Here is a 14,522-nt window from a genome sequence, read left to right on the forward strand (position 1 = left end):
CTCTCTCCTCAATTTCCACTTTTATCACGCATTCCAAATAATAAAGGTCCGTTGTAACTCATTCCCATTATTTTTCCTGCTACTCCTGACAATGATGTATAAAACTCTTCTCTGTAGATTAAACCCTTATCTGTTACCATTACTGCATGCGTTTCCTCACCTCTCTCTAGTATTAATTCTGTCCCTTCTACTGGTAATTTATCGCTACTTATTCTTTTTCCCTTTTCTAGCCGATCTGCCAGATATTCTAGTCTTTTTGCTCCTTTTCTTGACATTTTTCCATATGCTTCCTCCTGCATTCTATATGATAGTCTTGGTATCAGATATTTCTTTGAATGTTTAGGTGCCTCTTCCCCAAATACCTTCTTCCACGTTTTTCTCAGCTCACTCAAAGGTTTTCTCTCTAAATTCATTACTTTCTTTTCCATTTCCTTCTCCATATTTTTAGCCCTTCATAAATAGCTTCTCAATTCTGTCTGTTTCTTTCTTTAATACCTCGGTTATCTTTTTGCTATTTTTCGCATAATCCATCGCTGTCATTCCAAATTTATCCGCTTGCTCTATTTCTCCTCCAGCTTTCACTAGCTCCTCCACTATTTCTTTTTCACCTACCATGCACGCAAGGTGTAGAGGTATGCATTTATTTCCATATTCCTCAGCATTTACGTCTGCTCCTGATTTTATCAATTCCCTCACGATTTCTAGACGTTTCTCCGTTACCGCTAGGTGCAGTGCTGTGTGTCCTTCTATATCTTTAGCATTCACATTCGCTCCTTTTTCGACTAATAACTTCACTGTTTTTGCGTCTACCGCATAATGCAGTTCCTTCTCGTCTCTTGCATAAATATTTTCATGTGAGTTCTCTAATAATTCTTCTGCTGACTTATTAAATTTGCCAAACTTTAACATAATTTACCTCACCTTTTCTTTGACCTTTTTTTTAAGCTTTCCTTCTCACCACCTCATCTATCATTTCATTTATCTGGCTTATTATTTTGCTTGCTAAATTTTCACATTCTTCCTTTATTAGTGATTTGTCTCTCTTTCTTATTTCTTCTATCTCTATTATTTTTAGCTCCGGCATGTAGCTTCCATTCAACATGTCTGCTATTTCTCCCACTAGCCCCTCTATTCCATAGCACGTCAGTTCTCTACTTTTTGTTACTCCACCTTTTTCTCTCAAAAATTTACTTGCCTTTTCACTCTCTTTGCTATCACATAGACGATACTTTTCACTTTCCCAGATGTAATACATTGGTGTTGCACCATACTTATTCAGTTGATTAATTTCAGCCCCTGCTTTTACTAGCTCTTTTATTATTTCAACTCCTCCTATTTTGCATGCAGAGTGGAGTGGCGTACATCCACTGACATATTGAGTGGCATTTACTTCTGCTCCTTCCCTTAGCAGCACTTTTACATTTTCTAAGCTTTTCGCAAATACTGCACAGTGTAGTGGTGTATAACCATTTTTATCTCTTGCATTTACCTCTGCTCCTTTTTTTATTAATAATCTCACTGTTTTGTAATCAGAGATTTCTACTGCTTGGTGTAATATCGTCTCTCCTTCTTCATTTCTTTTATTAATATCGTTACTTGATACTTCTTTAAAAAACTTACTAAAAGATTCTTTGCTAAACTTCATACTTACCTCACAAAATTAGCTTTTCTAGCGTTAGATAAATTTCTTATATTTACCTGCTGCTATTCAAGTCATGTCTGTTTTAGCATAAGAAAGCAAGTCTTTTTCTTTTTATTTCATACACTTTTACCTATTATTAATATAGTATATGAGTATCTAAATATAAGTACTTAACTTATTAGAGATATTATTCGACTATCTTTCCAACTTCTGTGCAAATGTCGATGTTCATGCCACTTCAGTACTCCCGGGTAAAATACTAAAATGTAATTTTCTAATTCGTGTATTGAGTCTTTTTGCTCTGAATCTAAATCATTTTTATAGTAAACGTTGTGTTCTGCCAAACCATATTTTGTAATCTTCTGATCTGTATAGTTTTCTATTTTGTAGTGGTGAGTAACGCTAAACCTTTCTAAAATTGGCTTGTGTTTTAAATTCCAACGTTGCCCTGAAAGTTTATCGTTTCCCAATACAAATTTATTTCCTCTTTCTTCTACGCTACTAACTGGAAAGCACGTATTTATGTCTCCTAAATCCCAACTGTCTGATAATACTATCTGCGCTTTTGCAAATTTAATCGATGGTAATAAACTCTGTGGTAATGGATATAGTGCTTTTAAGTTGTACCACTGATGACTTCTTTCATAAATGCCTTTATAATCCCTTGTGTGAGTCTCTGTTTCTCCAAGTACTGCTACATCTAATCGATATACATCATTACTAAATGCTTGCTCATAATGAATCCGAAAAGTGCTAAACTTAAAATTTGGATTTAAGCTTTTTAGCTCAAATGTGTTCTTTCTACCGAATGACAGTACTGGTCCATCTTTTTCAATTTTTATCCCCGAGTAATCCGATAACAAACTTCCAAAAAAGCTTTCATCTAAAATAAACCTATCAATGTTGTAGTGGTCATTGAAAATCCTCATTAGCCTTGATCTTGCTGGTAATGACAGCTTTGCCAATTCTACAACTGCATCTACAAAAAAGTCATTTGGCACATCCTTTATTCCAATTTGCAGCTCAAAAAAATGTTTTCCAGGTGGTTCTTCGATAATTGTAATATCTTCTATATTTGCCCATTTTAGTGCTATTTTGAGTGATTCTGGGGTTCCTCTCAGTCTTTGAAACTTTACTCCTTCTACTATCGCTCTTCTTTTATCTTTTACCCAGCGTAGTATCTCCCCCAATTCATATTCCTCAATCAACCACGGCAATGTTTCTTCTTTAAGACTAAACTTAAACCCTCTGATGCAACTTGGATCAACTTTATAATCCGTTGCATCTACTAGCGCTTTTTCCTGTTTTGTTGCATTTGGTGGCAATAACATTAATTCAACTCAATCTCTAAGTTTCTTAAAGCAGCACACTCATTACCTAGCACCACAACATCTTCTTTTGGCTCGATTAATTCCACATTTTCTACACCATCTACAAATAAATTCGCTATTATCCATGATCTTGTCACACTCCACCCCAATCTCTTTGCTAACTCAAATTTTTCGATAAATTGTTTCTTTGCTATTTCAATAATTTCTGGTAGTGCCTGTGAATTAACACTGATCCTGCTGTGAATATCTATTTCCGTAATATTGCAACCAATTACTGTTACTGTATCTGTTAAAACCCTTATATCATCTCTGGTAACCTGCTTTTTTACAATTTCAAGTAGGTCTTCTGGCACTGTGGATAACTCTGTGGATAAAATTGAGATCTCTACACTTCCTGGCACTTTTGACTCAACCAGCGCATCCTTTACTCTTTTATCTGCTGAAAGTGCATGATATCTATAATATTCTTTACTTCCTCCTGTTGACCAACCTGCTATTTTTGCTTTGATTCTTTTTCTAAATCGTTCGTCCTCTTCTTCTTTTTGCCTCTCCACTCCATAAAACTCAGCTAAATTATCAAGATCTTCTCCTGTCGCAAATTTAAGTAAGTTACTCTTTACTGCTTCATTTATTCTTTCTCTAAGCAAAAGTTCTTGCCATGCTGCTACTTCTAATACCTTCATCGCTGGATCACTTTCAACTAATGCTGTAAAACTTGCGTCACGCTTCACCAACTCTTCCCTCATCCGAGACAGAATTTCTTCGAAGTTCAGTGGCTCAATAATGTTAGTCTGCTGCATCTTTATACTACGACTCCATCAAAGCGAATGTTTTTCCCACTTGGTACGTATAATCCTTCTAGGTCAAGCGTTACTTTTCCTTCTTTCACCTCTGTCATTTTTACTTTTTCTAACTTAAATCTCCTCTCAAATTTCCCCAGTGCTTCTGCAGTTGCTGCATATATCTCAAGTGTTAAATCTCTATTTATTGGCTTATCCACCAATTCAAATAATCTTGACCCATAATCTCTCCTCATTATTCTACTGTTAATAGGAGTGGTCAGTATATCAATTATCGATTGCTTTAAGTGCTCTATTCCTTCTAACGCTTTTCCTGTTTTAGCATCCATTCCTTTCATATATTTTTCATGGATTTGACTTAATACTTGCATGTTTTTCACGTGCTATAGAAATAGCCTTTCTCAACTTCTTTTCAAGAATTTCTTTAGAAGGAAGCTGTGTTAAATACTGTGCAACATGAATATTAGAGCCTTCGAGTTCAAGATATTCTATATCCTCTTGATCCTTATCAGCACATAAAATAATCCCTAACGGTTTTTCTTCACCTGCTTTTCGTTCATTTTTATCTAACCAATTTAAATACCATTCCATCTGTCCTTTATAAGCTGGTTCAAAGCGACCTATTTTTAGTTCTATTGCTATAAGGCGTTTTAATCCTCTGTGAAAAAATAGCAGGTCCAAATACCTGTCAGTTGTTTTAGTACTCATCCTTTTTTGACGTGTTACAAAACAAAAATCATTTCCAAACTCTTGTAAAAATTTTGTCAATTCATCCAAGATTGTATTTTCTAGATCAGTCTCACTATAACTTGATGGCAATTCCATGAAGCTAAGGAAGTATGGGTCATGAAAAATGAATTCTGGTGCTAACATATTTTCTTCACGTAAATTTTTTATACTCCTTCTTATAAACTCTTCAGGTTTTTTTGCTAGCGCTGTACGTTCATACAACATAGTATCGATTTTACTACGTAGTGCCCTAACACTCCACCTTTCAATACGACACATTTCTATATAATAATTACGCTTCAGCTCATCAGAAATTGCAATAATTTCTACAAAATGTGACCAACTCAATTGTTGTGACCATACGCGTCAAGTTAAGAGATTGTGAGCAAATTTAGAGAGGTTAAAGTGGATACTCTAGCCCTTCTACGTTTGTCTTTTAATGAAAATCGCGACCAAGTTATAGTGAGTTTTTTAAGAAATGCTTTTAAACTATTAATTTTGGTTAATACTAAAAATAACTCTCTAACCCGCCTTTTTAGCTCAATAAATGCCTTTGTTAAGCTAAGTTCTGTATTCTTTTTCACTTCTGTGCAACCAACTATGCCGTGAAATATAAGAATTGCGCACAATTTAGCATATAGTTCACATAATACTCTGCATGGCTTTCCTTTTAGCTTATCAAGCCTGATATGGCTTTTATACAATTTAAATAATAACTCAATTTGCCACCTTACTCTGTAAATCGTTAATACTTGCTCAGCACTAATTTTATTTTCTGGAACATTAGTTATAAATATTGACCAGTTCAACAATTTTTGATTTCTTTTAGAGGATGTATATCCCTGCGATCTTGCTAATCTATTAGCTTTCCTTCTTCTGGCCATAGACTGTTCTTCAGTTAGTTTCTGACATATAATTCTTACTCTAATTTTTGCTTCTTTTCCTAACAATACCTCGTTTTCTAAAAATAACTTATCCTCTAAACATTCTAATAACTCCATTTTTTGATTTGTTTCTACATCATATATGTTGGTATCGGATTTATAACGACTTATGAAATAAGCTCCTATTTCATTGATTTGTTTAAAAGAACTTGGCACAAAATAACCGAGATCAGATATTAGCAAATCATTGCTTAATATATTACTTAAATGTTTCCTATATCCCTGGTCTGATCTTACCCCCTCCGTTAAATTAAGTTGGTCTATTATCTGATTCATGTAGTCGAAAACTAATTGTAACTTTATTCCAGACTTAGTATTGCTTTCATAGCCACTGTAGCTAGTACCATAACCTTTATACATCTCTTCCATACTGTTAGGTAGAGTAATATAGCTACTGTCCAATAATTTAACACTATTAAATTGCTGTAAGATTTTGCAATCAACTTGCAAGATATTTTTAAAGAGAATCACAGATTCATTATACATCCTTTTCATAAATTCCACTGCTTCTTCAGTAAATCTAAAATCCAAACCTTGTTTTGTTATATCTATCGAGTCCTCGTTTAGTAATTGACACATTGTTTCTACGCTACAATTATCAACTCCTATATTACCCAAGACCATGGCTTTTACGAATGATGAACCTTTTAGCTTTCTCTTTCTTTTTATAAACCTTGTTGTAATTGAGATTTTCTCTGCTTTTTCATTAAAAAATTCTTTGAGCTTTTTTGATAAGCAAGTTATTTTATTCATTGGTTCTCTCACTAAAAGTATATCTGGGAGAACTTATACCTTATTATTCTATCTCTTTCATACCTTTATTTCCTTAACTTGACGCGTATGATTGTTGTGACAGTGTCGCGACAATTTCTTGATCAGAAAAGAATTTAGAAAATTGCACCATACGAAATAATGACGCTCTATCAAAACCACGTCCATATTTAATCTGAAGTTCTTTTGCAAGTTGGGAGATGATTTGCTTCCCATAATCTGCACGTTTGTGCTTTAGAATATCTTGATCAATTCTAGAGCCAATTTCCCAGTTTAACAATACTAGAGTAGAATTGAATTGAACAGAAAGATGATTTTTTGCTCTATCTATTAAATTACTAATGTCTCCTAATAGGCTAGTAGTTATATCCATATTCATAACTTTATTTTTGATAAGTATAGCATATTTTATCCTGAAAAAATGTTACTGCTACCACTGATCACCTTGGAACCACAAGAAACCATATCACCAACTCTTCCCACTCCAAACCCATTTGCAAACACTGTTTTTGATCCTTCAGTTAATACTCTACCTTCTGTAAAATTATCTCCTTTTCGGCAAACTGGCTTACCATTTACAAAAACATTGTTACTGCCACTAACGCAAAAATGTAGTGTTGCTTCTGCACAATGATCTCCTACTCGCACAACCGATTTATTCATTTAATTAAGGTTTATTTTATCTGCCTTCAATTTTATTCCACTTTTTGTCATTTCTATTCTCGATCCCCCAGCTTTCAGTGTTATTTTGTCTACTACTTCAATCTCTAAATGATGCTTACCTTTATCATATGTAAACTTCGTCCCATCTTGAAATTTTATACTATTTATTTCTTTTTTATTCTCTGGTGCAGGGTATTTTTTCTGATATATTCCTCCTAATACCACTCCTAATGATAGTTCACCAAAAGGAGAAAATACCACAACTTGTTCATCGATACCTGGTGAAGACCAATTTCTATCTTTTCCTGCTTTACTTGTTATCCACGGTAAATAATCTGTTAAAAATTCTCCTATTTTCACTCTTACTTTTGCTTTTTCATAATCTACTTCTTTTACAACTCCTATACGAATGATATTCGCTACTTTTCTCTGTAACTCTGCAATGGCAAAATTATTTTCCAACATGCATTTCTCCTACTGCTATTTTATGTGGCTTAATTTTCCCCTCTTCCCATACTGATTTACCTAAATGAAGCTGATGACTCCAATCAACCATCCACACCAAATATGCATCTAATTCGGGTCTAAATCCATCAGGCTCTGCAGAGAGAAATTCAGCAGGAGAAATATTCTTTACGTTCCAAGTATTTTTATTTACTACTCTTGCTACTTCTGCTGCTAATGACCTTACAACTACCGAGGAATCCTCGACTGTTCCATCAACTACAATTCGTGCTTCAAATTTTGCTCTCAACGCTAATTCTTCTGTTCCTGGATCATGTCCTTTTTCAAAGCCACTAAGTTCCACAAATACTGCCGGTGCTATCAATTCTTTCCTTATTGTTGGATAAATTTCGCACGTCTGTATTGCTGGTATTTCTCTCTTCAGCGTGGTACAAATTTTATCATGTAAATCTTTCAAATTCATCCTTTATAGCTCAATTGACGTTCAAAAAACTTTGTAAAGACTTCTTCAACTTCATAATTAACAAGATTACCTATTATCCTTGAAGCCTCTGGTTTCAGTGACAATTTAACTTCCTTTATTGGTAATGCTGTTCTTCCTTCACGCTTAAAAATACCGCTATTTCCTTTTGGCATAACTGCTGCAAATCCTCCTATAAACTCATGCTTTCCTACTTTCGATCCTCTTCTTGTTTTTTGTATTTTACCAATTGTTGATGCTCTAATGTCATAGAGATTTGCTCTAATTAACACTTCTAATCTGCTAGTTTTTGCCTTAAAAATTCTTAATCTCTTTCTTATCAAACTTAATTTTATCTTCTTTTCCTCACTAATTTCTTTTGCTGTCTTCAATTTTAGCCATAGTGCTGTTCTGTTTAACGCTCTCACTATTGCTAATTCTATTTTTTTTCTTTTAGCATTTACACTTTCTATTACCTCAACTTCTATATGCACAGACATTTTACACCCCATACGCTTCGATTCGCCAGACCATTCCAGATTTATCTCTAAGTGGTGGTGTGTGTATTTTGTATTTGCAATCACCTATAACAAAAATATCTCCTACAATTGGCCTCAGTATATCAAAAATGCTTACCTCAAGAAAAAGCATCTCTCCCACAAATTGTCCTTCACCAATCTCGTATAATTTATCTGGCTGTTGCTTTAATACTTGTACCATGTATGACTTATCCTTTGATTTATACAAAGCCACTTCTCCTAAATGGGCAAAACAATCTTTTAGTAATCTCTTAATATTCTCTTGCATTCTTTCATAAGTATGCTAATAAGGTATATACTAGTAGAGTCCTCTTGTGCCTCACCAACTTGTAGTTACTCTACCAGTATTGTTATGCTGCAACGACTTTTACTAATGTTCCTGATCTGTGGCACATTGGCAGAGGATTTGACTGTGTATGTAAATCAGTTCCTCTATCAAACCTCCTTGGCTCTTGTTTTGCATATAGTGGCTGTCCGAGAGTGTTTACCGTTTCATTAAAATCTGCTGGTGCAAAATATGTTGTAAATGTACTTGCTGTTCCTACTGGAAAACAGTGCCCTGTATCTCTTTCTATAAATCTTCTCACCGTTCCTTCAGGATCAGTTGCTTGCCCTCTATATTCCTCAAATGTTATTCCACAGAATGTAAATCCTGACCTCATATCATTCCTTAGCGCTGCTCCTTCTTGCCATCTTTCATATGCTTCTTTCACTTTACTATGCGAAGTTAATGCATCAAAAAACTCAGGGCTTACCAAGGCATGAATTCCGGTCATATATTCACCACTTAGATTATCTTCTATATGCCGGAGTACTTCCAGACACTTACGCTTTACATCTGTTGTTGCTGTTCCTAGTGCAAAATTTACTACTTTTGGTGTTATTTCAAATTCGTTGTACAGATTTAGTAATTCTGACCCATCAGCATCTAAAATTATTCCTTTCAGCGCTCCCATACGCAAATGCTCCAACGTTATTGCATGTTTATTTCTCATTAGCTGCAAATGGTCAGTTATTACATCTGCCAGCGCTTTCAGTTCACTCTCTGATCCAAATGCCCTTATTCCTTGCACTTCTTCTGGTAACACCACATCATCATGAGGAATATGAGGAATGGTAAATGTCCTTACCTTTCTTTTACCACGTTTTCCTACTGTTGCTGGTGCCCCTGGTACTTGCGTTGGTAGTAGACTTAAAACTCCATTATGTTCTTCTATTGTAATATGTCTAAATCTTACTGACCTACTTGGAAACAAATTTAGATTTTCAACTCGTCCATAATTTATCGGCAATATATTCATCGCATTTGTTAGTGCCGTCATGCTAAATGCTGTATTTGTAAATGGATTTTGCATTTTTTCTTTTCCCCCTTTGTGTTTTTTTATTGTTTAATATAGCCTTAGACTGCTTTACGGATAATGATCCCTCGTCCTTCAAGTTGCTTTATTGCTGCAGTTTTCTGCTCTTCAGTGATATTTGCTGGCCATACAACTGCATGATCTGCTAGCATTGCTATACGTGTAATGATTACTGCTTTGGCATTTTCTGTCGCATTTACATCACTTGTTATTACACCTATTGCTGTTTGTGTGCCATCTGTGGCAATTGGATTTATTATCCTAATCATGTTGTCTTTATCACGACCAACAACTGTCCCTAGCTTCAGATTTTGACCCTTTGCTACCGTTATTTGGTCTCTTGAATATAGGTTGGACACTTCATATTTTAAAAGATCGCCTAAATTATTTCCTTCAGTTATACTTATCATGTCTTTTTCTCTCCTTTTTTTATTTTTTTACCGCCGTGTTTATAACTGCTATACACCGCGGTTATTACCTTATAATTAGCCATTATGGCACATTTTGGACACTTATTTACCGCAGAGCACTATATATGGCGGTTATAAAATTTAAATGCACCGACTTTTCGCTACCTGTGTCATCAAATCTTCCTGCGAATTCTGTGGTATTGCACTCAGTATCTCTGTCTTTTTCGTTCTCTCTGCAAGTAATTCCATTAAAACTTCCCTGGCTTGCTCAACACTTACGCCTTGCTCAATAAATTCTCCTATCTTTTCTGGCATCTTTGATACATTACATAATCTTATTATCTCTAAAATTTCTCTACGACAGTTCTCGTAGCCTTCCTCAGTTAACTCATTAGTTGTCATACTAACACTCCTATGATTATTGATAAATTCAAAAAATGTTGTAACTCCATCTGCAAGACCTATTTCTACTGCTTTCTCGCCAAAATATAGCCCTGCCTCTGTTGATCGAATCTTTTCAATTGAAAGACCCCTGTTTCTTGCTATTAGCTGCACAAACATTTCATATAGTCGGTCTACTTCTTTTTGTAAGCTTCCCAGACTTTCAGACGTCACTGGCTCATGCGGGTTTAAATCATTCTTTCGACTACCAGCAAAAATTGTGGTGTACTTAATACCTTGCTTTTCATCAAACCTACTTTGATCTATATGACTTGCTATTACCCCTATACTTCCAACTCCTGAAGTGCGGGTAAGAAAAATCTTTTCAGCACTAGAAGCTATAGCGTACGCTGCAGAATATGCATCATCATTTGCTATCGCTATTATCCTCTTTTTTTCCCTTGCATTGTAAATAAAATCAGCAAGATCAAACACTCCATTGACCTCTCCTCCAGGACTGTCTATATCCAACAGGATTGTTTCTATATCACTATCTTCTATTGCTTGTGTAATTTGTGCTTCTATTTGATTATAGGAAGTCATTCCCAAAATATCATCAAAAGCTTCTGACTTTTTTGTCAAGATCCCATGTATCGGTATTATTCCTCTTTCACTATTTCTTACTGCATGTTTTATATTTTTAAAGATGGGCTGCTTTCCTGTTTGTAGTAACAGTAATTCAAAACTCCTCGGTTCTACCATTACACATCTGTTTAGCCATTGTTGTTTCATATCACCTCTTGATTGGCCGTAACGTCAGAATCAAAACTTAAGCCCAGTTCACTTGCACGTCTTTGATCTTCTGCTATTTCTTGGTCAATTTCTTCTACATCGTAACCCATTTCTGATACTACTTCTGATCGACTCTTAAATCCATTTCTTACTGCCATTTGCTGTGCTTGCTGATCTTTTAGTGGATCCACCCAATCAAATCCCTGTGGTATCCATTTTACATCTTTAAATACTTGATTATCTGTTGTAGAAAGCTCTCCAGATAAAGTGGCAAGTTCTAGCCATCTATTCCATACTGGTCTGCAAAATTGAAATACCATAATGTTGTGTTGCAGCATAGCACATCGACGACGAAACTCTATTAATCCAGCTCTGATTGATGAATAATTCACTCCTGTTAAATCTCCTGTTAGCTGCTCATATGTTATCCCTGTGCCTATTGCTATTGCCCTCAGTTGCTGTCTCATGAATGCTTCATAACTTCCTCCAACATCTTATATGTTAAAAACAAGTCTTTATAAAATATTATAAAATAGTGATATAAAGACACATAGAGAAGAGGAACCGTCCTACATCTTGGTCATAAGGATCGTCCATCAGCAAGGTTCTCTTCTTTTATGTTTTGTACTGAAAGTTCCGAACAACTGGTTGAGCTTTTAGGCTCGTATATAAGGGTGGAAAATGCAGTATACATTATTTTTATGGAGGAATTATGTTATCAAATATAGTTGCTGGAATTGATGTTAGCAAAACTAAACTAGATGTTGATGTCCATCCACTTGGGCATCATAAAGTATTTGAAAATAACGTACAAGCTATTGATCAAATACTCGACTTTTTACGTTTGCATAATGTAACCAAAGTTGGACTTGAAGCAACTGGTGGGTACGAAAAATTATGTGCTTATACTTTACTAAGCCATGGTTTCAAAGTATATGTCATTCAGCCTAGATGGGTTAGAGACTACGCAAAAAGCCTTGGTATTGCTACTAAAACTGATAAAATAGACTGTAGCATTATCTCACGTTATATTAGTAATACAGATATGCGTGTTACTCCTTTAAAAGTTAGTAACAATAATATTGACTGCTTGAAGCAAAAATTATCTCGCAGAAATCAACTAGTAGAAATAGCAAAAATACAAAAAACTCAAGCTCATCAGATAACTGATGTATCTATCATAAAACAAATAGAAGAGTTGCTTGTCATTTTACAAAATCAAATTCAAATTTTAGAAGATGAAATGATGGTATTGGTTGATCAAAGTCAAGAACTTAAAAAAAAATACATATCAATAACTAGTATTCCAGGCGCAGGTAAAACCTTAGCTATTACTATGATTTGTTATCTACCCGAGCTTGGAACTCTCCAACATAAAGAAATATCCAGCCTTTCCGGAGTTGCACCTTTTAATCGAGATAGTGGTTTTAGTAAGGGAAAAAGGTGTATTCAGGGTGGTAGGTTACAAGTTAGAACAGTTTTGCATATGTGTATTCTTAGCGCACGGGAGTGGAATTCTTACATAAAAACTTTTTTTGATAGATTATATAACCAATATAAAAAGCCATATAAAGTTGCTTCTACCGCTGCTATGAGAAAGCTACTTTTACTTGCTAACTCTTTGGTAAGAGATGGCAGAACGTTCACTGAGGAATATAATCCAAAGTCTACTTCTATTTAGTACTAGTAAGTTAGTGTAGCTGTGGGTAAGTACGCCCACACAAACTATAAGTACTTATCCACAGCTACATCAATTAAGAGACTTTAGATTAGGGGTTATAACTTCTTTATTTCTCCATAATTAAATTTGTTTGTGAACGCAAATCTGAATCAAATACTAGATTAAAACTGTCAGCACGCTTTTGATCTTCTGCAATTTCTTGGTCAATTTCCTCAGCGTCATAGCCTAGTTCTGAAACTACTTCTGATCGACTCTTAAAACCATTTCTTACTGCCATCTGCTGTGCTTGCTGGTCTTTTAGTGGGTCTACCCAATCAAATCCCTGTGGTATCCATTTTACTTCTTTTAATGTCTGCTCATCGTTTGCAAAAATTTTCCCAGATAAAAGTGCAAGTTCAATCCATCTATTCCATATAGGCCTACAAAATTGGAATACCATGATATTATGTTGTAACATAGAGCAACGACGACGAAACTCTATCAATCCTGCCCTAATAGATGAATAATTGACATTGGTTAAATCCCCTGTAAGCTGTTCGTAGGTAATTCCTATACCAATAGCAATTGCTCTAAGCTGCTGTCTCATAAAGGCCTCATAGCTTCCACCAACATCAGATGGTTCTGAAAATTTAATATCCTCACCTGGATCTAAAAGTTGCATAGTTCCTGGTTCAAGTCCTGATAACGCAACTCCATGCTCATTTGATTCACTCTCTCCCATAATATTTGCTTCAGGATCAAGTCGTGTAATAAATCCCGCAAACATTGCCGCAGTTTTCTTTCTAACTAGCTCTGCATCGTCATATTGATCAAGTTCGTAAAGTTTCAAAAGTACGTTAGAAAGCCATGGTTCTCCTCTTATTTGCCCAGGTCTTTGTGGTTTATAAATATGAAGTACATCACTTGCTGGCACACGAACTGATTCTCCAATTATGCTTTCTCCTGGATGCTCTCTAAAAAGGTAATATGCTTCTCTTTGCCCAAGTCTATTGAACTCAATACCATTTCGAATAATATTACCATTTGCAAGTGTTTGATTGGTTTTGTTGTCTAAATGTTCTGACTCAAGCGCTTGTAGCTGCAATGGCACAGAAAGACCATCTTCAGGTTTACGGTTTCTGAGGCGTACAAAACATTCCCCGCCTTCAATCATACCTCTGCATACTAGAGCTTGTAGTCCGTAGAAATCACTAACTCCATTGCTATCTGCTTCATCGGTCCAATGAAGCCACAATTCCTGGACTTTCTTTTTTAATTCAGCATCTTTTGCTTTTGATTGCGGCTTTATTCCTGTCCCAACGCAATTACTCACTATCGTATCGATAATATTTTCAGCGTAAGGATTTTTTCTCACCATATCACGAGAGCGGCTGCGTAATGTTTCAAGGCTATTAGAAAGTAAGCTATTTATGCTACCTCTCTCTGGATGCCAATACATTAGCCTTCTTCCATAACCTGCTCCATCCCAAGCCAAGCTCTTGGTTTTTGGTAATTTGTTGAATAGTTGTTTTAGTGATTTTAGTAACATTTAGCCTCTCTTATGTTAATAAACCGCT

At 35.3% G+C, this 14,522-nt stretch carries 19 protein-coding genes and 1 pseudogene; 1 reads left to right on the top strand and 19 read right to left on the bottom strand.

Going from position 1 to position 14,522, the window contains the following annotated elements:
- Positions 1-8: 8 nt before the first annotated feature.
- The 18 genes and pseudogenes from OPR50_RS01080 to OPR50_RS01165 all read right to left on the bottom strand — a co-directional run.
- Positions 9-440, bottom strand: coding sequence for a DUF2924 domain-containing protein (locus tag OPR50_RS01080; RefSeq protein WP_265024138.1), 432 nt, complete (start codon positions 438-440; stop codon positions 9-11).
- Between the two features lie 4 nt (positions 441-444).
- Entirely contained in the window at positions 445-909 is a 465-nt protein-coding gene (locus OPR50_RS01085) for an ankyrin repeat domain-containing protein (protein WP_264375263.1), read from the bottom strand.
- Between the two features lie 31 nt (positions 910-940).
- Positions 941-1,645 (bottom strand): ankyrin repeat domain-containing protein, encoded by a 705-nt coding sequence (locus tag OPR50_RS01090; RefSeq protein WP_265024139.1) that lies wholly within the window; start codon positions 1,643-1,645, stop codon positions 941-943.
- A gap of 167 nt (positions 1,646-1,812) precedes the next feature.
- A complete protein-coding gene (locus OPR50_RS01095; protein ID WP_265024140.1) occupies positions 1,813-2,973 on the bottom strand; it encodes a phage tail protein in 1,161 nt (386 codons plus the stop codon).
- Positions 2,973-3,773 (bottom strand): baseplate assembly protein, encoded by an 801-nt coding sequence (locus OPR50_RS01100; RefSeq protein ID WP_265024141.1) that lies wholly within the window; start codon positions 3,771-3,773, stop codon positions 2,973-2,975. Before OPR50_RS01100 ends, OPR50_RS01095 begins: the two co-directional genes overlap by 1 nt.
- Positions 3,774-3,775: 2 nt before the next feature.
- Positions 3,776-4,111, bottom strand: coding sequence for a GPW/gp25 family protein (locus OPR50_RS01105; RefSeq protein WP_265024142.1), 336 nt, complete (start codon positions 4,109-4,111; stop codon positions 3,776-3,778).
- Between the two features lie 7 nt (positions 4,112-4,118).
- On the bottom strand, positions 4,119-4,850 hold the full coding sequence (locus OPR50_RS01110; RefSeq protein ID WP_265024143.1) for a PDDEXK nuclease domain-containing protein: 732 nt from the start codon (positions 4,848-4,850) through the stop codon (positions 4,119-4,121).
- A 23-nt stretch (positions 4,851-4,873) separates the two neighbouring features.
- Positions 4,874-6,199: an IS4 family transposase gene (locus OPR50_RS01115; protein ID WP_264339118.1), complete on the bottom strand. Its 1,326-nt coding sequence runs from the start codon at positions 6,197-6,199 to the stop codon at positions 4,874-4,876.
- Positions 6,200-6,272: 73 nt separating this feature from the next.
- On the bottom strand, positions 6,273-6,590 hold the full coding sequence (locus OPR50_RS01120) for a DUF1016 N-terminal domain-containing protein (protein ID WP_265024144.1): 318 nt from the start codon (positions 6,588-6,590) through the stop codon (positions 6,273-6,275).
- A gap of 35 nt (positions 6,591-6,625) precedes the next feature.
- Positions 6,626-6,880: a PAAR domain-containing protein gene (locus tag OPR50_RS01125; protein ID WP_019236415.1), complete on the bottom strand. Its 255-nt coding sequence runs from the start codon at positions 6,878-6,880 to the stop codon at positions 6,626-6,628.
- Positions 6,881-7,345 (bottom strand): phage baseplate assembly protein V, encoded by a 465-nt coding sequence (locus OPR50_RS01130; protein WP_265024145.1) that lies wholly within the window; start codon positions 7,343-7,345, stop codon positions 6,881-6,883.
- On the bottom strand, positions 7,332-7,808 hold the full coding sequence (locus OPR50_RS01135; protein ID WP_265024146.1) for a hypothetical protein: 477 nt from the start codon (positions 7,806-7,808) through the stop codon (positions 7,332-7,334). The genes OPR50_RS01130 and OPR50_RS01135 overlap by 14 nt, the downstream gene beginning before the upstream one ends.
- Positions 7,805-8,305: a phage tail protein gene (locus tag OPR50_RS01140; protein ID WP_265024314.1), complete on the bottom strand. Its 501-nt coding sequence runs from the start codon at positions 8,303-8,305 to the stop codon at positions 7,805-7,807. The genes OPR50_RS01135 and OPR50_RS01140 overlap by 4 nt, the downstream gene beginning before the upstream one ends.
- Position 8,306: 1 nt before the next feature.
- The gene (locus OPR50_RS01145; protein ID WP_265024147.1) at positions 8,307-8,612 is read right to left on the bottom strand and encodes a head-tail joining protein; all 306 of its coding nucleotides are present in this window, start codon (positions 8,610-8,612) and stop codon (positions 8,307-8,309) included.
- An 82-nt stretch (positions 8,613-8,694) separates the two neighbouring features.
- Complete coding sequence (locus OPR50_RS01150) at positions 8,695-9,699, bottom strand: major capsid protein (RefSeq protein ID WP_265024148.1); 1,005 nt, start codon at positions 9,697-9,699, stop codon at positions 8,695-8,697.
- A gap of 44 nt (positions 9,700-9,743) precedes the next feature.
- Positions 9,744-10,112, bottom strand: coding sequence for a head decoration protein (locus OPR50_RS01155; protein WP_264336180.1), 369 nt, complete (start codon positions 10,110-10,112; stop codon positions 9,744-9,746).
- A gap of 141 nt (positions 10,113-10,253) precedes the next feature.
- Entirely contained in the window at positions 10,254-11,285 is a 1,032-nt protein-coding gene (locus tag OPR50_RS01160; protein WP_264336181.1) for a S49 family peptidase, read from the bottom strand.
- Positions 11,282-11,779 (bottom strand): annotated as a pseudogene (locus OPR50_RS01165) (phage portal protein); the annotation flags it as partial. The pseudogene OPR50_RS01165 and the gene OPR50_RS01160, both read right to left, overlap by 4 nt.
- A 215-nt stretch (positions 11,780-11,994) precedes the next feature.
- Here OPR50_RS01165 and OPR50_RS01170 point away from each other — a divergent pair.
- A complete protein-coding gene (locus tag OPR50_RS01170) occupies positions 11,995-12,966 on the top strand; it encodes an IS110 family RNA-guided transposase (RefSeq protein WP_458694431.1) in 972 nt (323 codons plus the stop codon).
- Positions 12,967-13,072: 106 nt separating this feature from the next.
- Here the strand turns inward: OPR50_RS01170 and OPR50_RS01175 are convergent, their stop codons facing one another.
- Complete coding sequence (locus tag OPR50_RS01175; RefSeq protein ID WP_265024150.1) at positions 13,073-14,494, bottom strand: phage portal protein; 1,422 nt, start codon at positions 14,492-14,494, stop codon at positions 13,073-13,075.
- Positions 14,495-14,522 lie beyond the last annotated feature (28 nt).

This window comes from Wolbachia endosymbiont (group A) of Epagoge grotiana, from assembly GCF_947251775.1.
Classification (GTDB): Bacteria; Pseudomonadota; Alphaproteobacteria; order Rickettsiales; family Anaplasmataceae; genus Wolbachia; species Wolbachia pipientis.